The sequence below is a fragment of the Micromonospora sp. NBC_01412 genome, from assembly GCF_045040215.1.
In the GTDB taxonomy this organism is placed as follows: Bacteria; Actinomycetota; Actinomycetes; order Mycobacteriales; family Micromonosporaceae; genus Micromonospora; species Micromonospora rubida.
This window is the reverse complement of the sequence record NZ_CP109528.1, coordinates 456,770-478,613: the sequence shown is the minus strand read 5'-3', so window position 1 is coordinate 478,613 and position 21,844 is coordinate 456,770. Positions and strand designations below refer to the sequence as shown.

Genomic DNA, 21,844 nt, shown 5'->3' with positions numbered 1-21,844 from the left:
ACGTATCAGAACATCAACCTGTGGAAGCATCGATCCCATGCCCAAGAAGGTCGATCGCCTGGAGCGACGCACGCTCATCGCCGACGCGTTGATGCGGGTCGCTGCGGATCAGGGCCTGGAGGCCGTCAGTCTCCGCCACGTGGCGGCCGAGGCCGGCGTCTCGGCGGGGATGGTGCAGCACTACTTCCGCACCAAGGACGAGATGATGTCGTTCGCGCTGGCCGTGGTCCGCGAACGGAGCCAGATCCGGGTCACCGAGGCGGTGGCACGACTCGGCGACGACCCGTCCCCACGGCTGCTGCTGCGTACGATGATCGCCGCGCTGCTGCCGCTCGACGAGCAGACGCGCGACGATGGGCGAGTGGGGCTGGCGTTCCTCGCCTACACCGCGGTACGACCAGCAGCCGTCTCCACCCTCCGCGAGGACACCGCGCAGCTGAGCGCCTTCATCGCCAGCATCCTCCCCTCCCCGAAGGCCGACGACGCCGCGGCCGGCCTGCTGGCGCTCATGGAGGGGCTGGGCGTCTACCTGCTGGGCGGGCACTACACCCCCGAACGGGCCCTGAGCGCGTTGGACGCCCACCTCGACCTGCTCTTCGACTCGGAAACGCACGCCCGCTGACCGGCACGGTGCAGCGCGGCTCGGGCGGTGCCATAGCTCGACCGTGAGCTGTCGACGGTGTCGGAGCTGCTCGTGGAGGCCGGCAATCAGCGGGCAGCCAACCTTGTGTCCCTGATACAGAACGCGGAGGCCCTTCCCTCCTCATCCGCAGACTGGCTGGCCCCGACGACCAAGGTGATGCTGCGGGTACGGCCGATGTTCATGGCGTCGTTCGAGCCGGCGGACCTGCGGGCGATCGGTGCGCAGTTCGACAAGCTGCTGATCGGTGCCCGCCAGCATGAGGTCACGGTCGCCCCGATGCTCGTCGACCCGTGTACCGTGCCAAAACTCGTTCGAGGGCCTGGACTGGGATTTCGAAGATCGCGTCAGGCTGTCCGGTGACGCTCGTTGATCACCCCGCCGAGTCGTCGGCGGTGTCGTACGGGCTTGTTCAGTGGGGTGATGACGGCTGGGTCGTGGTTGGGTGGCCGCTGGTGCCGTCCTTGGTGCGGCCGGTGGTTGTTGAATTGGTCCACGTACTCGTTGATCACGGTCAGCGTGTGCCGCTCGTTGTAGATCAACAGATGGTCGGTGGATTCGTCGCGGAGGTTGCGGCCCCGGCGTTCGATGGAACAGTTCGGCGGTGGTCACCTCCATGACCACCAGCGCGTACAGGCGTTGCGACATGACGGTGTCGAGGTGGAAGAGGTTGATGGCCAGCAGGCCGGTGGCCTGGTTGCGCAGGAAGGTACGCCAGTTGGTGTCCTGGTGGCGGGACGGTGGGCCGATATGTCGGCGGGTCAGGATTCGTCGATCGTGCCGGCCCCCGATGTGTTGGCCCAGCCGCTGCAGTTCGTCTTGGATTCTGCGGTGTCCCCAGCGTGGGTTCTCGCGGGCCAGCCGTAGCACCAGGTTCCGGATCTCGTCGTTGACGGGTGGGCGGCCTGCCTTGTTCGGGTTGGTCCAGCGACGTTGTACCAGCCGCCGTTGGCAGTTCAGCAACGTCGTCGGGGTCACGATTCGGTGTGCCCGTATTCGGCGGGGCAGCAGGCGGGCGAGGGCGGACAGGATCGCCCGTCCGGCCAGGACAGCCTCGGCCGGCCCTGAACGTGGCGGCGCAGCACTGCTATCTCCTGCCGTAGCGCGAGGACCTCGACCAGTAGCACTCTGTCACTGCGGATCAGTAATCCCATACCGCTGAACAGGCGGATCATTCCCAGGTACAGCAACCGTACGACCATACCGACGATCATCAGCCCGAGCCGAAAAAAACTCCGAAGTCACAGCATGTGCGACGAGTTATGGCACGCTACAAGCTGGCTACGTTCATGTGAACATCGACGGGACCCTGATCGAGACCGACCGGTGTCGTACCCCGGGGCCGACACCGGGGGTCGATCTGTGGTGGTCGGGAAAACACGACAACCACGGCGGGAACATCCAGGTCATCACCGCCCCGGACGGGTGGCCGCTGTGGACCTCCCCGGTGCGTCCCGGCCGGGAACACGACACCACCGCCCTGCGTGAGCACGGCATCCTTCCCCTGCTGACCGCCTGGACCGACGACGACCTGCGCGTGCTCGGCGACCTCGGCTACGAAGGCGAGGCGACCACGATCACGGTCGCGTTCAAGAAACCCCGCAACGGCAACTGCACCGCCGTCCAGCAGCAGTTCAACAGGGCCCACAACGGTGTCCGCTCGATCGGCGAACGCCGGAATTCCCTACTCAAGACCACCTTCAAAGCCCTACGCAACGCCAGCCTCTGCCCCTGGAGCATCGGAAAGATCACCGCAGCCGCTCTGGTCCTCCTCCACGTCGACCACGCCCGGACAACGTGATCACACACCGCCACAACTCGTTACGCGCAAAGGCTCAGTGAGCATCCCGCAGACCGTGCGCTGCCCGGTCTGCGCGATCAAACCCACGGTCAAGGCGCGGAACACCTCGAACGTCGGCGTCGTGAAACACCCCGCGAAGGCGTCCAGCAACCGGCGCAGCGAGATCGGTAGGCTGACTCCTGGAAGCATCGCCGGATCACTTTCGGCAACGACAGTGGTGTAAGCACCGCCGATGCTTCCGTCATCTCACCCCCAACACCCTGCATCCCAGGCCGCCCCGGCGTGTCACACCCACCGCCGATCCGTCACCCAAATCTGCGAAAATCCAGAAATTGGGCAACTGTCCGGAAGCACGCGGCAGCCAGGCCGTCTGCCGTGACCAGCGACGCCTGTCAGAGCGGAGACAGCCCATGGGACTGCAGCACTACTTCGTAGCGGTCGCCTCGGTAGAGACCCCCGACAAACTCCACCACCACACCCTCGGCGTCGCGAGCTATTCGTTCACCCCGTAACGCCGGCTCTCCTGGCTCTGTCTCGAGTAACGCCGCCTCAGTCGGATCAAGTATCACTGCTTGGAGTCGTTGCATACCCTCAGCGACCTGCACCCCATAGCGGTCCGCCAGGATCCCGTAGAGACTCCTGGTCTGCAGATCCTCCGCCGCTAGACCAGGGAACCTGTCGGCGATCAGGTGGCTCTCCTCCACCGCCAGCGGCACCTTATCCGCGGTCCGTACCCGCCGCACCCGGAGCACGTCGGTGCCGGCCGGCACCTCCATCCGGACAGCGAGCGACCCCACCGCCTGGATCGTGTCAAGATCGAGCAGTCTCGCACCCGCCTTGAATCCCCGGGCCTGGATCAACTCGGTAAACGAGGAGAGGTGCTCGGTATGTGTGAACGGTCGCTCAGCGACAAAGGTCCCACGGCCTTGCTGGCGATACACCAGCCGACGCCGTGCAAGGCGTTCGATCTCGACGCGCACGGTCATTCGGGCAACGCCGTACAACTTGACCAGGTCCCGCTCGCTCGGTAACGGAGCTCCCGGTTCGAGAGAGGCAATGTGGGCCTCGAGGATTTCCTGTAGTTGAACCCCCTTTGGCCCACCGTTGAGTTTTGGCGGCAGCGCTCCGCTGCGTTTGGCCTTGCTGGCCATGGCGTGCTCTCCTCCTCATCTGCAGCTGCACTGGAACGCCCAGGTTGATTGGCTTCAGGCGGACCAAGCACCTCGGTATCGATACTATCCTGGCCTACAACCGACCACAGTCGACGTGACGCGGGTACACCCACTCACATCCTATTTGGTGCGCTCGTAAGGAAAGTCGGGGCATCCTGGGTCACGTGGGATCCGAAGCTAAGATCCGCGCCGTGCTTGAGGTCCCCGGCCAACCCTGGAAGTTCGATGACGACCTGGCCGGCGAGCCGTGGAACTCGTCCTGCCCCAGCTCGCGGCCACACTGAACGGGCTCCAGCTCACGACGCCCCTTGGTCCCAGAGTGTCACTGATGTAAGGGCCGGGCGGGGCTGGCCGGCCAGCAGAAGGGCTCCCCCCACCGCGTCGGCAGCCGGCGGCCGCGGCGCGGCGCCGGGGGCTAGTCGGTGGATCTCCTCCTGGAACGGCTCCTGTAGCAGCGCACCGACGCTGAACAGGCCACCGGCCCACGACATCGCCGTGGGCGTGGGCCCCTGCAGGACGGCGGCGGCAGACACCACCGTGCGGGCCAGGTCCCGGCCTGCGGCGGCCCAGATGGCGATCGCGTCGGAGTCTCCCTCGATGGCCGCCGCGGCGACGGCGCGCGAGAAGTCAGCGATGACTCTCGCGGGCACCTGTGCCCCGTGTATTTTCCGGCTCATTTGGGTGGGGTTCCCGAACCGCTTCGCGGCGTAGGACGCGAGCACCTGTGAGCCGCCTCTGCCGTCGACGGCGCGCAGGGCGCTGCGCAGGCCGTGGGAGCCGATCGCGTAACCGCTGCCGTCGTCCCCGAGCAGGTACCCCCAGCCGTCTACGCGCGACACCTCGCCGGCGGAAGACAGGCCCATGGCAATGGTTCCGGTGCCCGCCGCCACGACCGCGCCTGGGACGAGCCCTAGGGCGCCGCAGTAGGTCGTCACCATGTCGCTGGTGACGACGATGCGGTCGGCGACGACCAGGCCGCGCAGGATCCGGGCGACGTGCTCGGCTTCTGGTGAGGGAGCGTGTACGGCATTCATGCCGATGCACACGGTGTCGAGCTGCCCGAGGTTGCCGAGGGGGGCCAGGGACGCAGCCAAGGCCAGGTGAACCGCTTCCGGGCCCCCCGGTGCGGTGATCATCTCCAGACCGGGCCCGCGGATGCGGGCAGCCGTCCGCCCTTTGACGGAAAGCTCTACGAGGGTCTTGGTCTTGCCGCCGTCGATGCCGAGCAGCCGCTGCGGCGTACTGCGGTCCGCGGTCAAAACGGGCCGTCCATGTGCTGGGTGGGGGAGCCCAGCAGTGGCTCGGTCAGCGTGGCTGGCGAGCCGTTGGGCCCGATCTGCGTGACGAACCGGTAGCGGTCTCCGCGGTAGGCGGAGGTGACGTACTCGATCACGATGCCGTCGACGTAGTACGTCGTTCGCGAGGGCGCGGGCGCGGACAGGGGACGCCGAGCGGGGCGACTCCTCCTCGTCCGTTGGGCGGGGGATTCGGGGTTCATGGTGATGGCCGTACCGCGGTGTCTGCCGCCGGCCGGTGGGGCGGCTGCTGGTCTTGCCACAGTTCACGGAGGAGTCGCCGCTGGATCTTGCCTGATGCGGTGCGGGGAAGGTCGTCGAGGAAGATGAATCGCCTGGGGTAGAGGTGCCTGCCGAGTCGGGCGCGAACGTGGTCTTGCAGTTCAGTGACGAGCGTGTCGCTGGCTACGGCTCCATCGGTGAGGACGAGCGCGGCGGCAACGAGCTCACCGCGCCGCGGGTCAGGGATGCCGAAGACCGCGGCCTGCGCCACCTCCGGATGGGCGCGTAAGACGGCTTCGATGTCGTCGGGGCCGATCCGGTATCCGGAACTGTTGATGACGTCGTCGGCGCGGACGGCCGACGCGAACACTCCGTCGGGCTGGGTATGAGCGGTGTCGCCGGTGACGTAGTACCGCGACCCATGGGGGAGGCGTTCGGCGGTCTTGTCCGGGGCCTGGTAGTAGCCGGTGAACCAGTACAGCGGCGAAGCGGCGGTATCGATTGCCAGGTCGCCGACTGTCCCGGGTGGTACTTCGGCCCCGGTCGGGTCGAGGATGGTGGTGCGGAAACCGGGCAGAGCGCGACCCATCAGGCCGGTCCGGGGGGACTCGGCCAATTGTGGGTGGCGGGCCCAGCCGATGGCCATGCCGACTTCACTCTGGCCGTAGTGGTCGTGGATAGGCGTGCCGAGGTGCTCAGCTGACCAGTCCAAGAGGTCGGGGCTCAAGGGCTCGCCTGCGCTCGAGGCGGCTCTCAAGCCTGTGCGCTCGCGGAAGCCCGGGTCGACGCCGTGTTCGCGTACGGCGCGGTAGAACGTGGGCGAGCCTGCGAGATTCGTGATCCCCAGTCGTTCGACGGCCTGCAACGCGTCGGCAGGGTCGAACGGTCCGCCCCGCAGCGTCGTGGTGTGGCCTAGCAGTAAAGGGCCGACCACGCCGTACCACAGGCCGTAGGCCCACCCGGGGTCGCTCACGTTCCAGAACACGTCATCCTCGCGGAGGTCAACGGCGTAGGTCATGTAGGCGTGGAAGGAGGCCAACGCCCGGACGGGTACCTGGACGCCTTTCGGTTTGCCGGTGGTGCCGGAGGTGTACAGCAGGATGAATGAGTCCTCGGCGGTCATCACAGGCTCGTCGATCTGACCAGGGCGTTCGGTGGCCTGCAGGAAGTCCAGGTCGCCTGGCTCGCCCGATCCGACACAGAAGACGGCTACGGTGCGGCCGTCGCTGGGGTCGAGCTTGGAGCGGTTGCCAGTATCGGTGATAACGGCTGTGGCCCCGGAGTGCTCGCAGCGGTAGTTGACCGCATCCGGTCCAAACGCAGTGAACAGCGGTACGTGTACCGCACCGAGCCGCCAGATCGCGATCAGCGCGGTGACTAGCTGCGGTGAGCGGGGCAACAGGACGGCCACCCGGTCACCGCGACCGATCCCGCGGTCAGCGAGCGCTGCGGCGAGGTTTCGCGACCGGTACTGCAGTTCGTCGAACGACAGAGTTTCCTGCCGCCCTGCGTCCTCGTAGAGCAACGCTTCGCGGCCACGGCCGGCGTAGGCGTCGCAGAGTAGATGACCGAGACGGGCAGGTGCTGAGTAGGTCTGGACCAGGGCGCTGATCTCAGCGGCGACTCCGGTCGCGGTGTCAGTCATGCCGCTCCCTCCTACAGGGCTGGGGTGGTGAACAGTTCGCTGATCGGGCCGGGTACGTTTCGGGCGTCGGCACCCTCGAAGAGGGAAGCGTGGAAGGCCGCCGCGGTGATGGATGACCACTGGTCGGGCTGAGTGGTGTTGCATCGGGTCGACCAGCCGCCCAGGTGCCGCACGCTGACACCGGCCACGACGAACACCTGGCCCGTGACGTCGTCGGCAGCCGGAGACGCCAGCCAGGCGACGAGCGAGGCGACGTGCCGCGCAGAGAGCGGATCGTCATCGTCGAAGGCGCCGAACGCAGCCTCGCTCATCGGCGTGCGGGCTCTGGGCGCAATGGCGTTCACGCACACGCCAAGGCGATCCAGTTCCGCAGCCAGGGTCAAGGTGAGGCCTACCAGGCCGGCCTTCGCGGCGGCGTAGTTGCTCTGTCCGGCGTTGCCGTAGAGCCCGGATTCGCTGCTGGTGTTGATGATTCGCCGGTCCGAGGCTGCGGGCTGGTTGCGCCAGTGCCGGGCGATCGCCCGACACAGCCGAAACGGTGCCGTGAGGTTGACAGCGAGCACCGAGTCCCACTCGGCGTCGTCGAGGTTGTAGATCATCCGGTCCCTGACCATTCCGGCGTTGTTGACCAGGGTGGTAACCGGCGCGGCGAATCGGTGCGCGGCGGCGACGATGTCATCGGCGGCGCCGGGTTGGGTGATGTCGCCGTGCCAGGCGTGGGCGGTGCCGCCGCGATCTCGGATCGCGTCGACGACGGGGTTGGGGTCGACGCGGTCGACGCAGAGCACAGCAGCGCCACGGCCGGCGAGTAGGCGTGCTTCGGCCTCGCCGATGCCCTGTGCGGCGCCGGTGATGATGCAGGTCTGGCCGGCCAGATCGAGCGGCTGTGCGGGCGTGACGTGGGTTGTCATGCGGTCCTCCGGTTGGTAGCGATGAAGTGAGACCAGGACGGCGGCAAGCACGGGCCGCCCTGGTCTCACTTCCACAAAGCCGGCGGGTCTGTCGGCCGGGTAGGGCGCCCCACTGAGCGCTGGTACGGGTTGTCGAACGCGGCCTGCTGATCATCGGCCTGGGATGTCCCGAGTTCCCTGGAACTCGGGACATCCCAGGCCGGCTCCGAATCAGTGGTGCGGATGGGTCATTGCGCGGTCACCGAGAACTCACGGACAGCGAACCATCCGGGCGAAGTCGCCGTCGCCCGCATCCGGACATAGCGCGCTTTGCTGTCCGCGGGCAGCGTCACCGAGACATCCGGCTGATTCGTGTAGCTGCCGATCACCGTCCAGTTTGTGTTGTCCGCGGAGTACTCGAGCACCCCCTCGTGAATGTAGTCACCAGGCGACACAGGATTGCCCATCAGCAGATCGATCTTGGTAATGGCCCGCACCGAGCCGAGGTCGACCCCGACATAGTCTCCCTTCTCGACATTGCGGTTGCTGGAGTACGCGGTAGACGCGTCGCCGTCGATCATGTTGTCCACCGCGTAGTCACAACAACCGGTGTAAGGCGGCGCCGACGCGAAGGCTTGGCGGTCGGCGGCCGTCGTCACGTTGACGGTCAAGGTGGTCTTGGTCGTCTGTCCGGTGCTGCTGGTGAAGGTGACTGGCACAGCGTAGGAACCGGTGGTGGTGCCGACCGCCACCTTCACCGCGACCTCGACGGCGACGTATCCGCCACGGTAGGCGGTGACGCTGCTCTTGGCTGGTTCCACGGAGAGGCCGGCGGGCGGGTCGACGGTCAGGGTGCCCGTGACGTTGGCGGCCCGGTGTGACACCACGGTGGCCTTGGCTGCGGTGGGCTGGCCGTCCGCCACCACGTCGGCGTTCGGCGGGTCGATGGTCAGACTGACTGCAGGCACATCGGTGAACCACGGCACGATTTCGTTGATGACCGGTGCCGGTGATTCCTGCTTCCAGACGAGCCGCACCGCGTCGGCCGTCACGCCACCGGCAGCGAGTTGGGTGTAACCGGGGGCGAGCTCCCCGATCGACTTCCACACCGACCCGGTGTGCACCTGCACGTCCGCCGTAGCAGGGGACTCACCCGACTGCAGGATCACCAGCTGGTCGAGCGGGCGGGTCGGCGAGATCGCCAGCTGTAGCACGTCGCCAGGCTTCGGCCGGTTTGCGCCGACGTACGCACTGTCTGCGTCGCCATCGACCGCAGCCGCGTGTGTCGAGGTGCTCGCCGCGGTCGGGGCGCCGCTGACGGTCAGCATGGTCCCTTGCGCCGCGGTCACTGAGAACTCGCGGACAGCGAACCATCCACCCAGGGCCGCCGTCGCCCGCATCCGGACATAGCGCGCTTTGGTTCCCTCGGGCAGTGTCACGGCGATATCCGGCCGGCCGGTGTAGCTCCCGATGGGTGTCCAACCGAACCCGTCGGGGGAGTACTCGAGCACACCCTGGCGGATGTAGTCACCAGGAGCCGCCGGATTGCCCATCAGCAGATCGATCTTGGTAATGGCCCGCACCGAGCCGAGGTCGACCCCGACATAGTCTCCCTTCTCGACATTGCGGTTGCTGGAGTACGCGGTAGACGCGTCGCCGTCGATCATGTTGTCCAGCGCGTAGTCACAACAACCGGTGTAAGGCGGCGCCGACGCCAAGGCTTCGCTGTGAGGCCGGGTGAGCCCAAGCCAGCGGTCAGAATAGTCATCCAAGCTGCTCAGGAACGGGCCAACCACATCTCGATAGGCCGTTTGCGGGATGGCGTTGATCCGGTCGAGGCTGGCATTCAGTGCTTGCCTGCTGGTCCAGGCGTTGGCTCTGTCATCTGTTCTTTGGGCGAGTAGCAGCGCGATCGCTTGCTGGCCGGCTCGGCCCTGAAGTTCGAGCTTGTCGAGCCACGGTTTGACCTCGACGAGCAGGGCAGGGTTGTCCAGGCCCGCTCGTAGCGTGGCGGGTGCGGTCGCCATCTTGCGGAAGTAGTCGTTGAGCTTCGCCGCTGCGGTCTCCAGCCCGCTGTCGGAACTGTAGGCGGTCAGAAAACTATCGATCAGTGGCCGCAACACCGGCGACTCTGTCGCATCGATCCAGGAGGAGTAGTTGTTCTCGGCCAACACCTTCAGGGCCGGCCACTGATCCCCGCCGAGGTCCTTGACCGCGGCGAGCCACGATGCCTCAGGGTTGTACGCGTCCGGGTTCCACGCGAAGTCCCCGGACGTGAAGACGGCAACCTTCGATGCCTCCGCCTGGTTCATCGGATTGACAACCAGGCCCGCAAGATATTGCACGATGCCCGGCTCGCGACCGACGTAGGGCCCGAAGTGCAGGTTGTTGACCATGGAGACGTCGTTCACGGGATAGTTGTCCCCGAGCAGAAGTCCCTGGCCGAAGACCTCCTGGGCCAGCTTGGCCTCTGCGGTGGTGATGGTCTCGGGGATGACTGAAGAACCGGTCCAGTACACGAGGGTGTCCGGGTCTTCGAGCTTGGTGCGGAACTCCTTCAAGTAGGGCGTGTCGCTGGTGCCCGTGTACTCGGTCGCAGCGGTCGTCAGATTCGGTTGCACGCCCGGGTGGGTGGCGATGAACTTCTGGTGGACCCGGTTGAGCAGGTACGTCTGCGCTGAGGCAGCCGCCACGAGGCCAGTGCCGAACCGCTCCTCGTCCTGCGGACAGTTCCACGTCGTGTAGTTGATGTCGTCCAGCTGTATCGCAAACGAGCGCACTCCGATATCCCACACCGTCTGGAACTTGTCCACCAGCACCTGCAGGTCGCTGTCCGAGCTGTAACAGATCGACAAGCCAGGTGACAGCGTGTACTTGAACTGGACATGATTAGCGGTCGAGGCATTCGCCAGCGCCTTCATGTTTGCCAGCTGGTCCGCGGGATAAGAGTCCCGCCACTGTGCGCGCAGGTACGGATCGTCCTTCGGGGAGTAGGCGTAACTGTTCTGCTTGGTGCGGCCGAGGAACTCGATCTGGCTGATCCGGTCCCGGTGCGACCACGGCGTGCCGTAGAAACCCTCGAGGACTCCGCGGAGTGGGGTTTCCGGCCAGTCGCGGATCGCGAGCGCGTTCACTTTGGAGGTCCTGTCGAAGGTGACGACCAGCTGGCGCAGGGTCTGTGCCGCGTAGAAAGTGCCGATGGTGTCGACGCCTGACAAAGCGATGACGTTGCGGCGGCCGGCCTGCCCGGCGGCCAGAACGTAACCGCCCTCGGACAGTCCCGCGGGTCCGTCCACGTCGAGTTGGTTCAAGATCCCGGCCGTGGCGGCATTCTCGCTCGGTCCGCCCAGGTAGACCGTCAGCGGCGTCCTCGGTGACGGGTCATCCGCGTGCGCGGTGACGAGACGGTCCACGCCCGCCGCCCGCAGCACCTGTTTCACCGCCTTGGTGGCGTTGGGGTCTGTGTCCTTGCCGACTACCAGCCCAACCGAGCTGGGGATGGTCACGGTGCCGTTGCGCACGTCAAGGTGCTGAGGAGTCGGCCACACCGGTGGCACCGTCTTGAACGGCGATCCGGCGCCGCTCGCGGGCGGCGCCGCGGTGCCCGGGGGCGGCGGGGCCGCGGCAACAGGGCCCGAGATCGTGATGGCCATCGTGGCCACCAAGGCCCCGACAGTCAGGTGTGCGACGAGCGCACGGGTACCAGTGACGAAACGGTTGTTCATGACTTCCGTTCTCGCTTCCGTGTTCAGGGGACCGAGCTGACGGCGTCTTGCCTGAGCGATGGGTATGCCGAATGATCGGACTAGACATGGACTAGACCACTGCGCCCCGCTCGGTGTCAACAGGCCGTGTTGAGTCATCAAGTGAGCACGTGGAGTGGGGTCGTTGACATCAAGCCCACTGAGGTGGTCTAGTCCTTTCATCAGGCGTATCCATGGCTCGGCAAGTGCCGCGGCCGTCCCCAAGCACGGCACCGGGAGGTACGTCTCCGTGGACCAGTGAGAGAGGTAGTCAGATGCGGCATGGATTCGGACGACGAGGGGCGGCCCTCGTTGCGGTGGGGTTGGCCTTGGCGGCCTGCGGGCAGAGTGAGGACCCGCGCGGCGCCACGCAGGGGGGCGACGGGAACGCCGGAGGCAGTGTGTCTCTGAGCATCGCGAGCTGGCGCACGGAGGACCTTCCGCTGTGGAAGAACCAGATCATCCCGGCCTTCAACGCCGAGCATCCCGACATCAAGGTCACGTTCGAGCCGACGACCAACACCGAGTACAACGCCGCCCTCGACTCCAAGCTGGACGGCGGTACGGCAGCCGACATCATCACGTGCCGGCCGTTCGATCTCTCCGACGCCCTCAACCAGCAGGGGCACCTCGTGCCGCTCGGCGACCTCAAGGGCATCAACAGCTTTCCCGAGCTGGCCCGCAGCGCCTGGGCCGCCGATGACGGGACGCCCTTCTGCGTGCCGATGGCCTCGGTGATCCACGGCTTCTACTACAACGCAGACATCTTCGCCAAGCTCGGTCTCAAGGAACCGACCACGCAGGCCGAGTTCGTGCAGGTGCTGCAGGCCATCAAGGATGACGGCAAGTACGCCCCGCTGGCGTGGGGGACGGCGGACGAATGGATCGCCTCGCAGACCGCGTTCACCAACGTCGGCCCCGGCTACTGGCACGGGGAGGACGGGCGTCGTGCCCTCGTCTCCGGCGAGAAGAAGTTCACCGACCCGCAATTCGTCGCGGCCTGGCAGGCGCTGGCGGACTGGCAGCCGTTCTTCCCCAAGGGCTATCAGGGCATCACCTACACGGACACGCAGCAGTTGTTCACGCTCGGACGCGCGGCGATCTTCCCCGGCGGATCCTGGGAGATCACCTCGTTCAAGGACGCCAAGTTCAAGATCGGCGTCTTCCCGCCGCCGGTCCCGAAGCAGGGTGACGACTGCTACATCACTGACCACACCGACATCGCGATGGGCATCAACGCCGCCAGCAAGAAGCAGGAGGCGGCTCGCACGTTCCTCGAGTGGGTGACCGGTGGGAAGTTCGCCGGCATCTATGCCAACAAGCTGCCCGGCTTCTTTCCGCTCACCAAGGAGGAGGTCACGATTGACGAACCGCTGGCCAAGGAGTTCGTGTCCTTCCGCGACGAGTGCAAGTCGACAGTGCGCCTGCCGGACGAGAAACTCAGCGCCGGCAAGCCGAACACCGACAACCAGGTCGGCGCCCTGACCGTGCAGATGTGGAACGGCAAGCTGACTCCCGAGAAGGTCGCCCAGGAGATGCAGCGGGGACTCGCGAGCTGGTACCAGCCGCAGCGGTAGCAGTCTGATATCCCACGGGGTGGTGGCGCACCTGACCTCGGGTGGCCACCCCCCCCGGTTACCGAGGAGATGCACGTGCGTGGAGTGAACCGTCCCCGCTTGTCCCACCTGGCGATGTTCGTCGTGCCGGCTCTTGTCGTTTACACGGTATTCGCCGTCTACCCGCTGCTGGACTCCATCCGGCTGAGCTTCTTCACCAGCGAGGGTGGTGAGCTGCGGTACGTCGGCTGGGACAACTACGCGCATGTGCTCACCGATGAGTACTTTGCCCCTCGCTTCTGGAACGCACTGCTCAATAACTTCATCTTTTTCGGCATCCATATCCTGGTGCAGAACCCGATCGGGCTGCTGCTGGCCGCGCTGCTGACGTCAGGAGCGGTTCGCCGCACCCGGGGTCTGTACCGCACGCTCATCTTCATCCCCACCACCCTGTCCGTGGTGATCGTCGGGTTTATCTGGGAGCTCATCCTGAGCCCGCTGTGGGGCCTGGTGGATAAGCCGCTCCTCGGGTTGCCCAGCACTGCGCTGCCCACCGTGTCGCTGATGTCGGTGTGGCAGTACGTCGGGATCCCGATGACCTTCCTCTACGCCGTGCTGATCGCGATCCCGAACGACGTGCTGGAGGCAGCGCGCATCGACGGCGCCTCGGCCTGGCAGACGTTCTGGCGCATCAAGTTCCCGCTGGTGCTCCCCATGTTCGGGCTGATCACCGTGATCACCTACATAGCCAACTTCAACGCCTTCGACCTCATCTACTCGGTCCAGGGGGCCATCGCGGGGCCGGACTTCTCGACCGACATCTTCGGCACGCTCTTCTACCGGACGTTCTTCGGTGAAGGCAGCACGCCGGGCGACTCCACGCTTGGCGCAGCCGTGGCCACCCTGACGTTCTGCGTGATCCTGCTGGGCGCCGGCGCCTACTACTTCCTGCTCCACCGCCGCACAACGACCTACGAGCTCTAGGGGGAAGATATGCCCAGCACTGTCGGTGCAGCGACCGGGCCGGTGACGGCTCCGGGCGCCTCACGCGGTGGCCGGCGTAGCTCCACCGTCACGCGTGGGGACCTGCCCAACGTTCTGGTCCACGTCGTTCTGGTCGCCTACGCCTGCGTGGCACTCGGTCCGATCCTGGTTGTCATCGCGAACTCGCTGAAGACCGACAGTGCGATCTTCGACAGCCCCTTCAGCCTTCCGAACGCGGAGACGTTCAGCTTCGCCGGCTACGAGCGGGTGCTGACCGAGGGCGACTTCGGCCTGTACTTCCGCAACAGCTTCGTCGTCACGACGGCGTCGGTGCTGCTCGTGCTGGTGCTGAGCGCGTTGGCCGGGTTCGGGCTCAGCGAGTACACCTCCCGCATCACCCCGGCGCTGCTGTTGTTCTTCGCCGCCGGGGTGATGCTGCCGATCAGGCTCGGCACGGTCAGCCTCCTGGAGATGATGGTGTCCTGGCGCCTGGTCAACTCCCTGACCGCCCTGATCCTCGTTTACACGGCCATGAGCATGCCCCTCGCCGTGGTGCTGATGGCGCAGTTCATGCGCCAGACCCCGCGCGAGCTCAAGGAGGCCGCGCGCATCGACGGCGCCGGCGAGTTCCGGGTCTTCGGCCTCATGATCCCGATCGTTCGCCCCGGCCTGGCGGCGGTGGCCACGATCACCATGCTTCCGATTTGGAACGACTTGTGGTTCCCGCTGATCCTGGCCCCCAGCCCGCAGACCAGCACAGTCACCCTTGGGATCCAGCAGTTCGTGGGGCAGTACGCCACCGACTGGAGCGCCGTCCTAGCCGCGCTGACGCTCGGCGCGATCCCCGTGATCCTGCTCTTCGTCATCTTCTCCCGCCAGTTCGTCAGCGGACTGACCGCGGGGGCGGGCAAATGACCTTGCACCCATTCGCCGCCGCCCTCATCGAAGGCATTGCCCGCGCCATCGAGGAGCAGGACGACCTACTGCGCTCCACCGCGCTCGTGGTGGCGGAGAAGGTCCGCAGCGGCGGTGTCCTGCACGTCTTCGGCTCCGGCCACTCCCACCTGATCACCGAGGAGCTGTTCACCCGGGCCGCCGGCGTCACGTTCATCAGCCCCGTGTTCGACCCCGCCCTGATGGTGACGGGTGGGTACGAGCGCAGTACCCGAACCGAGCGCCTGCACGGCTACGCCGAGGCGGTTCTGGCCGGTGCCGACCTGCGCGAGCACGACATCGTCCTGATCGTCTCCAACTCCGGTCGCAATGCGGTCCCGGTCGAAGCCGCCCTGTTCTCGCGCAAGCGAGGATGCTTCGTCATCGGCCTCACGTCCGTGCAGCACTCCGCGTCGGTGGAGTCGCGCCACCGCAGCGGCAAAAAGCTAGCGGACGTCGTCGACGTCGTCCTGGACAGCCACGCCCCGGCAGGTGACGCCGTGCTTGAGGTCGGACAGAGCGGGGACCGTTACGGGCCCACCAGCACCATCCTCGGCGCCGCCGTCGCCCACACGCTGCTCTGCCTGGTCGTCGAGGAGCTGGTCCGGCTCGGCGAGGAACCGCCCGTCCTGCGCAGCGCCAATCTCGACGACTCCGACAACGTCAACGCCCTCAGGAAGGCCCGCTACGTGGGCCGTATCCCGGGGCTCGGCGGACCCGCCCACCCCACCACAGCTGAGTAAGGAGACTCCGCCGATGCTACTCACGAACGGCCGGATCGTCACGCCCACCGGATCGCTCGACCCGGGCTGGGCCCGGATCGACGACGGGGTCATCACCGCAGTCGGTGCCGGTGTCAGGCCGGCGGAGCCGGCGACAGGCGAGGAAGAGATCGACCTAGGGGGCCGCTGGGCGGGGCCGGGTTTCATCGACATCCACGTCCACGGGGGCGCCGGGTACGAGGTCATGGATGGGGATGACGCCTGCCTGCCGCCGATAGCCGTGTTCTTCGCCCAGCACGGGGTGACGTCGTTCCTGCCCACCACCTACACGGCCTCGCGGGCCGATACGCTGCGCGCTCTCGAGGTGATCGCGGCCCATCAGGGTCCCATCGACGGAGGAGCGAAGGTGCTGGGCGCCCACATGGAGGGCCCGTACCTCAACCCTGCCCGCAAGGGGGGCCAAAGCGAGCAGTACCTACGGGGGGCCGAGCGCGACGAGTTGGAGGCCTTCCTCGCGACCGGGGTCGTGCGGCTGATGGCCGTCGCGCCGGAGCTCGAGGCCAACGCGGGTCTGGTCGAGGAACTATCGGCTCGCGGCGTCGTTGTCTCGGCCGGCCACACCGACGCCACGTACGCGGACATGGCCTCCGCAGTGGAACGGGGCACCTCCCTGGTCACCCACCTCTTCAACGGCATGCGTGGCATCCACCACCGCGAGCCCGGGGCCGCCGGCGCGGCGCTGGCCTTGGACGAACTGCGCTGCGAGCTGATCGCCGACGGCGTCCACGTCAGCCCGGCCGCCATGCGTCTGGTGTGGCGAGCCAAGGGCCCACGGGGCGTGGTCCTGGTCACCGATGCCGGCAAGGCGGCGGGCATGCCCGTGGGCATCTACGAGCGGGCCGGACGGACCCTGGAGGTGCGGGGCGGGGTGATGCACTTGCCCGACGGCACGATCAGCTCGAGCGTGCAAACGCTCGACACCGGGTTCCGAAACTTCTGCGCCGCGAACTCTCTTTCCTTCGACGAGGCGTGGGACTGCGTGAGCCGCAACGCCGCGGAAGCGCTGGGAGTGGCCGACCGCACGGGCACCCTGGAGGCAGGCAAGGATGCGGACATCACGGTGCTGGACACCGAGGGTCAGGTCTGCGCCACCATCGTGGCAGGGCGCGTAGTCCATCGGACGTGGTGAGGTCTTCACCACGTGAGGGCTACCCAAAGGAGCTGCCCACCCGGTCCCCAGGCATGATCGCCCGTCTGGACATACGCCGACGCGACCGGCTCGGCGGCATCCTGCACGAGTATGAGCATGCCGCGTGACGTACGCGGATGAGTTTTCGGCAGGCGCCGGGACCACTGAGCCTTTCCGCGTAACGGCGTGAGTGCTGAGGGTGGCTGTCCTGGTGGGCGGTGTGGACACGCCCGGACCCGTTGTGGTGCAACGTGAAGACGCAGAACCCCGGTATGAAGTGGTCCTTCCACAGATCAACTTCAGTAGGGGTCCTGCGTCGTCATGAGTGTCACCGCCGGGCACGCGGCCCGGTGCTCGGGCCCAAGCCCCGGCTGTCAACGCCGCCCCAACCCTGGCTCTGGCACACATTTTGGATGCTGTTGGTGATCTTGGTGGTTGATCATCAGCTAGCGCGGAAGGGGTCTGTGGATCTAAGGGCTCTGGCTCACTTTCGGTGGTTGCATTCGGTAGTAGGCAGAGATGCCCCGGGACTGCCCTCATATGCTGGCGTTTCTCTGAGCTGGCCAGCTTCGGGGAAGGAGCTGCAACTGCAGCTCGCCGAGTGGCTGGACACGATCGCAGCCTCCTGACCTGCGATGTCGTATTGCCGCCGCCGGAACTGCTTTCTGTTACCACCGAAAGCGAGCCAGAGCCGAATGTGAGACAGAGCCATTGGCGAGACAGCCCCAGGCCCTAACCGCGATCCGTAGGATCGCGGTTAGGTAGCGTAAGGTGATTGAATGTTGGATGAGTCAGGGGAAAGGTTCGGCGAGGTGGACGTAAAGTGAAGCCGGCCTTGAGAATGCCTTGATTGAAAACCAGACTCTATCGTGCCGATCACGTGTCACGATGAATGCCTCCTCGCCGCTCTCCGGGTGCCCAGAGAGTGTGCCGTAGGCAAACCCCGATTCTCCTCGTTCGTTGATGGTGTAAACGACGCGACATGGAGCTCCAATGCGAATCGCAATCCACGGTAGCTCGAGGAAGATGTTCGCTCCTGTGCTAACAGGGGTGGCCGAGGATGAGACCGGCAGATTACCTTTACGGGGCTCAGGCCCTCTGGCCGCGTTCCTGGACGCCTGGCGGGAGCGGCGGGGCGCCCGGGGAGGCGCGATGCTGGTCGCGTCCGGTCGCCTGACCGACTATCTCCGGACCGCCGGGGTCTGACCGACCGAGCCGCCGACGTCTCGGCGACGTCCATTACCGGCTCGTGACACATCGCGGATCACCTGCGGATATGCGGGTGACAGCGTCAGCCGCGTGATCCGAGAGCCCGCATCCGTCGCACGACCCCCAGACCAGGGGGTGACGCTCGTTCGGTTGCGCGATCGGGCGTATGGCACGCTTTCCGGTCCCGGCCACGGCCGGCCGCATCGGGCGGAGTGGGCCGACGCGGCGAAGGGCGTGTGCATCGTCCTTGTCGTCTCGTGGCACGTCACCGTCAAGCACTACCTGCAGGTCGACTGGCACCTCGGCGTACCGGTGCCCGGGCTGTGGGGAGCATTGGGTGAGCAGCTCCTGCCGCTGCGGATGCCGCTGTTATTTATCATTATCATCTCCGGCGTCTTCGCGGCGAGCGCCGTGCAGCGGCCCTGGCGGGACGTCGGCCGGAGCCGGATCGCCCGGTTCCTCTACCTGTACGCCATCTCGCTGCTCATCCACACCGCGATCCTCGCCGCGGCGTCGGGCTTCCCGACCGGCCCCGCGGCGTCCGCCCGTGGGTTGCTGGAGCAGCTCACCGTCACACCCTCGAACCTCTGGTACCTGTACGCCCTGGCGCTGTACGTCGCGTTCGCCAAGGCCGTACGCCGGGCGCCCCGCGCGTTGGTCCTCGTACCGGCCGCTGCCCTGTCCGCCGCCGGCCTGCTCGACACCCCCGGCAACCGCGGCGGTCTCTACCAGAACCTGGCCGTCTACGTCCTCCACATGACGGTCCTGGCCCTGCTGCACCGCCTGCTCGTCGCGCCGATCTCCGGGCTCGGCGGGGCCGGCCAGGCACTGGTCGTGCTCGACTACCCGATCCTGCTGACCGGGCTGGTGATCGGCGTAAGCCTGGCCGTCCACCGCAGACTGACGGCGCTGGGCGCACGCTGGCTGTTCGGCCTCCCCGGACGCCGCCGATCGGAGCCGGCGCGGTGAGCGCGCTGGCCGAGGCCGTGGTCGACCTCGCGGCGGTCGCCGGCAACGTGCGGACGATCGCGGACGTCACGCGTACCCCACTGATGGCCGTGGTAAAGGCGGACGCGTTCGGTCACGGCGCGGCGATGGTGGCCCGGGCGGCGCTGGGCGCCGGTGTCGGCTGGCTGGGGGTGACCTCGGCGTCGGAGGCACTGGCCCTGCGCGCGGCGGGCGTCGCCGCACCCACGCTCAGCTGGTTGCACCGCCCCGACGACGACTTCGCCGCGTTGATCGGCGCCGACGTCGACATCGGCGTGTCGACGCCGACCCACCTGCACGCGGTCGCCGACGCGGCCCGGCAGCTCGGCGCACCCGCGACCGTGCAGCTCAAGGCGGACACCGGTCTGTCCCGCAACGGCGCTGGCGAGGACGACTGGCCCGAGCTGGTCGCCTGGGCCCGGAAGTACGAGCTGGAGGGCGGCGTCCGGGTACGCGGGGTGTGGTCCCACCTGACCGACGCGGGCGTACCGGGGAGTCCGGTTCTGGAGCGGCAGGTGGCGAGGTTCGAGGAGGCGCTCCGGATCGCTCGCGGCGCCGGCCTGGACCCCGACCTGGCGCACCTCGCGAACTCTGCGGCCGCGCTGTCCGCCCCGAAGACCCGCTTCGACCTCTGCCGGATCGGGCTGGCCCTGTACGGCGTGGACCCGTTCGGCGGGACCGGACCCGGCGAGTTCGGGCTGCGCGCCGCGATGACGCTCCGCGCGTGCGTGGTCAACGTGAAGCGGGTGCCGGCCGGCACCGGTGTCTCCTACGGACCCGATCACGTGACCGCGGGGGACACCACTCTGGCCCTGGTGCCGCTCGGCTACGCCGACGGCCTGCTTCGGGCCGCCGAGGGCCGCGCCGCGGTGTGGCTCGCCGGCCGGCGCTGTCCGATCGTCGGCCGCATCGCCATGGATCAGTGTGTGGTCGACGCTGGCGATCTTCCCGTGTCGATCGGCGACCCGGTCGTGGTCTTCGGCCCCGAGCGGGGCGACCGCGATCAGCCGACGGTCGCCGAGTGGGCGCGGTGGGCGGGCACCAACCCGAACGAGATCTTGACCGGCATCGGGGCCCGGGTGGCCCGCGAATACCTACACGGAAAGGCGATGACCTCATGAGAACGCGACTAGCGGTCCTCTACGGCGGGCGGAGTGGCGAGCACGACGTGTCCTGCCACTCGGCGGCGAGCATCCTCGCCGCGCTGGACCGCGACCGGTACCAGGTCACCGACGTGCTCATCGGCCGGGACGGCGGGTGGCAGGTCGACGGCCGGGCCGCGCCGCTCACCACGGCCCTGCGCGTGCTGGGCGACCAGGACGTGGTGTTCCCCGCCCTGCACGGCCCGTACGGCGAGGACGGCACCGTCGCGTCGCTGCTTGACTGGCTCGGCGTCCCGTACGTCGGCAACGGGGTCTTCGCCGGCGCGGCCGGCATGGACAAGGCCGCCACCAAGAAGCTGCTCGTCGCCGAGGGCCTGCGGGTCAGCCCCGGCGTGACCCTGCGTCCCGGCGAGGATCTCTCCCCGGCCGACCGGCGATGGCTGGGCCTGCCGGTCTTCGTGAAGCCCGCCCGCGCCGGGTCCAGCCTGGGCGTCACCAGGGTGGACGACTGGGCGCGACTTCCCGACGCGCTGGCCCGGGCCCGGGCAGCCGATCCCAAGATCCTCATCGAGCAGGCGGCCCATGGACGCGAGATCGACGTGGCCGTGCTGCAGCATCCCGACGGCCGGGTGGAGGCCGGGCCGCCCCTGGAGATCCGAGTGACCGACGCCGAGTTCTTCGACTACGACGCCAAGTACGACGGCGGGGCGGTCTTCCACATCCCCGCCCCGCTCGATCCCGCCACCACCGAACTGCTCCAGGACCGGGCGGTACGCGCCTTCCACGCCCTCGACTGCCGTGGGCTGCTCCGGGTCGACCTCTTCCTGCCCGCGAGCGGGTCCACCGAGCCCATCGTCAACGAGGTCAACACCTTCCCCGGGTTCACCAGCGCGTCGCAGTACCCCCGGATCTGGCAGAAGGCCGGAATCGAGTTCCCGGCCCTGCTCGACATCCTGATCTCCGGCGCGCTGACCGACCATGGCGGGCCGTCGCCGGCCGGATCAACTAGGCGTGGGCCTTCCGGACCCGGGCCGGCGCCCCGGCCCGGCCTCTCGACGGCGCCCCGGCCCGCCACCCAGTCGGTCGGAGTTGTTTCGTGATCCTGCTCTCCGACCCCCGAATCTCGGCCATTCCGTTGGGCGACACCGCGGAGGCCCTGGTCGACCTGCGCGAGATCCCGGAATTCCGAGTGGACGACCGCCTGGCCGACGCGGCCGGGGCGTACGCGCACCTGCGGGAAGGGACCGTGGAGCGCCTGCTGGCCGCCCAGCGGTCCCTGCCGGAGGGGCTGCGGCTGCTGGTCGTGGAGGGGTACCGGCCGCTGCGGCTCCAGACGGAGTACTTTGAGGCCTACCGGGACGAGTTGCGCCTGCGGTATCCGGACTGGGACGCCGCGCGTCTGCGCGTCGAGGCCAGCAAGTTCGTCTCGCCGCCCGAGGTCGCCCCACACAGCACCGGCGGCACGGTCGACCTCACGCTGTGCATGCGCGACGGGCGCGAACTGGACCTGGGCACGGCCGTCAACGCCACCCCGGTGGCGAGCGGTGACGCCTGCTTCACGTGGTCCCCGGACATCTCCCCGGCGGCCCGCCGCAATCGCATCATCCTGGGCGCGGCTCTGCTGGCGGCCGGGCTGGTGAACTACCCGACGGAGTGGTGGCACTGGTCGTACGGCGACCGCTACTGGGCGCTGAGCACGGGGGCCGATCGGACCCGCTACGGCCCGGTCGAGCTGGGGTGAACGGCGGTCGCC

Annotated in this window: 20 protein-coding genes and 1 pseudogene; 13 read left to right on the top strand and 8 right to left on the bottom strand. The window is 67.5% G+C overall.

The window, feature by feature from the left end; all coding sequences use genetic code 11:
* Nucleotides 1-37 precede the first annotated feature (37 nt).
* On the top strand, nucleotides 38-622 hold the full coding sequence (locus OG617_RS01980; RefSeq protein WP_405098177.1) for a TetR/AcrR family transcriptional regulator: 585 nt from the start codon (nucleotides 38-40) through the stop codon (nucleotides 620-622).
* A gap of 57 nt (nucleotides 623-679) precedes the next feature.
* Complete coding sequence (locus OG617_RS01975) at nucleotides 680-1,003, top strand: hypothetical protein (protein WP_405098175.1); 324 nt, start codon at nucleotides 680-682, stop codon at nucleotides 1,001-1,003.
* Here the strand turns inward: OG617_RS01975 and OG617_RS01970 are convergent.
* Nucleotides 988-1,182 (bottom strand): transposase, encoded by a 195-nt coding sequence (locus OG617_RS01970; protein WP_405098173.1) that lies wholly within the window; start codon nucleotides 1,180-1,182, stop codon nucleotides 988-990. The genes OG617_RS01975 and OG617_RS01970 overlap by 16 nt on opposite strands.
* 46 nt (nucleotides 1,183-1,228) lie before the next feature.
* On the opposite strand from OG617_RS01970, the gene OG617_RS01965 reads away from it, so the two are divergent.
* Nucleotides 1,229-1,507, top strand: a complete 279-nt coding sequence (locus OG617_RS01965) for a hypothetical protein (RefSeq protein ID WP_405098171.1) — start codon at nucleotides 1,229-1,231, stop codon at nucleotides 1,505-1,507.
* A gap of 409 nt (nucleotides 1,508-1,916) precedes the next feature.
* Nucleotides 1,917-2,441, top strand: a pseudogene (locus OG617_RS01960) (transposase family protein); the annotation flags it as partial.
* A gap of 392 nt (nucleotides 2,442-2,833) precedes the next feature.
* Here OG617_RS01960 and OG617_RS01955 read toward each other — a convergent pair.
* The 6 genes from OG617_RS01955 to OG617_RS01930 all read right to left on the bottom strand — a co-directional run bounded on the left by OG617_RS01955 (nucleotide 2,834) and on the right by OG617_RS01930 (nucleotide 11,390).
* Complete coding sequence (locus OG617_RS01955; protein WP_405098169.1) at nucleotides 2,834-3,592, bottom strand: GntR family transcriptional regulator; 759 nt, start codon at nucleotides 3,590-3,592, stop codon at nucleotides 2,834-2,836.
* 317 nt (nucleotides 3,593-3,909) lie between these two features.
* Nucleotides 3,910-4,872, bottom strand: a complete 963-nt coding sequence (locus OG617_RS01950) for an N-acetylglucosamine kinase (RefSeq protein WP_405098167.1) — start codon at nucleotides 4,870-4,872, stop codon at nucleotides 3,910-3,912.
* On the bottom strand, nucleotides 4,869-5,111 hold the full coding sequence (locus tag OG617_RS01945) for a hypothetical protein (protein ID WP_405098165.1): 243 nt from the start codon (nucleotides 5,109-5,111) through the stop codon (nucleotides 4,869-4,871). The genes OG617_RS01950 and OG617_RS01945 overlap by 4 nt, the downstream gene beginning before the upstream one ends.
* On the bottom strand, nucleotides 5,108-6,775 hold the full coding sequence (locus tag OG617_RS01940; RefSeq protein WP_405098163.1) for an AMP-binding protein: 1,668 nt from the start codon (nucleotides 6,773-6,775) through the stop codon (nucleotides 5,108-5,110). The genes OG617_RS01945 and OG617_RS01940 overlap by 4 nt, the downstream gene beginning before the upstream one ends.
* A gap of 11 nt (nucleotides 6,776-6,786) precedes the next feature.
* Nucleotides 6,787-7,686, bottom strand: coding sequence for an SDR family NAD(P)-dependent oxidoreductase (locus tag OG617_RS01935; RefSeq protein ID WP_405098161.1), 900 nt, complete (start codon nucleotides 7,684-7,686; stop codon nucleotides 6,787-6,789).
* Between the two features lie 227 nt (nucleotides 7,687-7,913).
* Complete coding sequence (locus OG617_RS01930; RefSeq protein ID WP_405098159.1) at nucleotides 7,914-11,390, bottom strand: beta-N-acetylglucosaminidase domain-containing protein; 3,477 nt, start codon at nucleotides 11,388-11,390, stop codon at nucleotides 7,914-7,916.
* 419 nt (nucleotides 11,391-11,809) lie between these two features.
* On the opposite strand from OG617_RS01930, the gene OG617_RS01925 reads away from it, so the two are divergent.
* From OG617_RS01925 to nagA, 5 genes are all read left to right on the top strand, one after another.
* The gene (locus OG617_RS01925; RefSeq protein WP_405098157.1) at nucleotides 11,810-12,985 is read left to right on the top strand and encodes an ABC transporter substrate-binding protein; all 1,176 of its coding nucleotides are present in this window, start codon (nucleotides 11,810-11,812) and stop codon (nucleotides 12,983-12,985) included.
* A 75-nt stretch (nucleotides 12,986-13,060) separates the two neighbouring features.
* Nucleotides 13,061-13,948: a carbohydrate ABC transporter permease gene (locus OG617_RS01920; RefSeq protein ID WP_405098155.1), complete on the top strand. Its 888-nt coding sequence runs from the start codon at nucleotides 13,061-13,063 to the stop codon at nucleotides 13,946-13,948.
* Between the two features lie 147 nt (nucleotides 13,949-14,095).
* Nucleotides 14,096-14,863: a carbohydrate ABC transporter permease gene (locus OG617_RS01915; protein ID WP_405098153.1), complete on the top strand. Its 768-nt coding sequence runs from the start codon at nucleotides 14,096-14,098 to the stop codon at nucleotides 14,861-14,863.
* Nucleotides 14,860-15,624 (top strand): SIS domain-containing protein, encoded by a 765-nt coding sequence (locus OG617_RS01910; protein WP_405098151.1) that lies wholly within the window; start codon nucleotides 14,860-14,862, stop codon nucleotides 15,622-15,624. Before OG617_RS01915 ends, OG617_RS01910 begins: the two co-directional genes overlap by 4 nt.
* A gap of 13 nt (nucleotides 15,625-15,637) precedes the next feature.
* On the top strand, nucleotides 15,638-16,792 hold the full coding sequence (gene nagA, locus OG617_RS01905; protein WP_405098149.1) for an N-acetylglucosamine-6-phosphate deacetylase: 1,155 nt from the start codon (nucleotides 15,638-15,640) through the stop codon (nucleotides 16,790-16,792).
* 791 nt (nucleotides 16,793-17,583) lie between these two features.
* Here nagA and OG617_RS01900 read toward each other — a convergent pair.
* A complete protein-coding gene (locus tag OG617_RS01900) occupies nucleotides 17,584-17,865 on the bottom strand; it encodes a DUF1990 family protein (RefSeq protein ID WP_405104070.1) in 282 nt (93 codons plus the stop codon).
* Nucleotides 17,866-18,091: 226 nt separating this feature from the next.
* Here OG617_RS01900 and OG617_RS01895 point away from each other — a divergent pair, with 226 nt between their 5' ends.
* From OG617_RS01895 to OG617_RS01880, 4 genes are read left to right on the top strand one after another with little or no spacing between them, the layout of a single operon-like run.
* Nucleotides 18,092-18,970, top strand: a complete 879-nt coding sequence (locus tag OG617_RS01895) for an acyltransferase family protein (RefSeq protein ID WP_405098147.1) — start codon at nucleotides 18,092-18,094, stop codon at nucleotides 18,968-18,970.
* Nucleotides 18,967-20,109 carry an alanine racemase gene (gene alr / locus OG617_RS01890; RefSeq protein ID WP_405098145.1) on the top strand — a complete coding sequence of 381 codons (1,143 nt, stop codon included), beginning with the start codon at nucleotides 18,967-18,969 and terminating at the stop codon, nucleotides 20,107-20,109. The genes OG617_RS01895 and alr overlap by 4 nt, the downstream gene beginning before the upstream one ends.
* On the top strand, nucleotides 20,106-21,191 hold the full coding sequence (locus OG617_RS01885; RefSeq protein WP_405098143.1) for a D-alanine--D-alanine ligase family protein: 1,086 nt from the start codon (nucleotides 20,106-20,108) through the stop codon (nucleotides 21,189-21,191). The genes alr and OG617_RS01885 overlap by 4 nt, the downstream gene beginning before the upstream one ends.
* On the top strand, nucleotides 21,188-21,832 hold the full coding sequence (locus tag OG617_RS01880) for a M15 family metallopeptidase (protein ID WP_405098141.1): 645 nt from the start codon (nucleotides 21,188-21,190) through the stop codon (nucleotides 21,830-21,832). Before OG617_RS01885 ends, OG617_RS01880 begins: the two co-directional genes overlap by 4 nt.
* Nucleotides 21,833-21,844: the final 12 nt, after the last annotated feature.

What these genes read in the sequence shown, in the direction of transcription:
- OG617_RS01935 (WP_405098161.1), bottom strand. Translation starts at nt 7,686, where the DNA reads ATGACAACCCACGTCACGCCCGCACAGCCGCTCGATCTGGCCGGCCAG.
- nagA (WP_405098149.1), top strand. Translation starts at nt 15,638, where the DNA reads ATGCTACTCACGAACGGCCGGATCGTCACGCCCACCGGATCGCTCGAC.
- OG617_RS01955 (WP_405098169.1), bottom strand. Translation starts at nt 3,592, where the DNA reads ATGGCCAGCAAGGCCAAACGCAGCGGAGCGCTGCCGCCAAAACTCAAC.
- OG617_RS01965 (WP_405098171.1), top strand. Translation starts at nt 1,229, where the DNA reads ATGGAACAGTTCGGCGGTGGTCACCTCCATGACCACCAGCGCGTACAG.
- OG617_RS01910 (WP_405098151.1), top strand. Translation starts at nt 14,860, where the DNA reads ATGACCTTGCACCCATTCGCCGCCGCCCTCATCGAAGGCATTGCCCGC.
- OG617_RS01945 (WP_405098165.1), bottom strand. Translation starts at nt 5,111, where the DNA reads ATGAACCCCGAATCCCCCGCCCAACGGACGAGGAGGAGTCGCCCCGCT.
- OG617_RS01980 (WP_405098177.1), top strand. Translation starts at nt 38, where the DNA reads ATGCCCAAGAAGGTCGATCGCCTGGAGCGACGCACGCTCATCGCCGAC.
- OG617_RS01885 (WP_405098143.1), top strand. Translation starts at nt 20,106, where the DNA reads ATGAGAACGCGACTAGCGGTCCTCTACGGCGGGCGGAGTGGCGAGCAC.
- OG617_RS01930 (WP_405098159.1), bottom strand. Translation starts at nt 11,390, where the DNA reads ATGAACAACCGTTTCGTCACTGGTACCCGTGCGCTCGTCGCACACCTG.
- OG617_RS01940 (WP_405098163.1), bottom strand. Translation starts at nt 6,775, where the DNA reads ATGACTGACACCGCGACCGGAGTCGCCGCTGAGATCAGCGCCCTGGTC.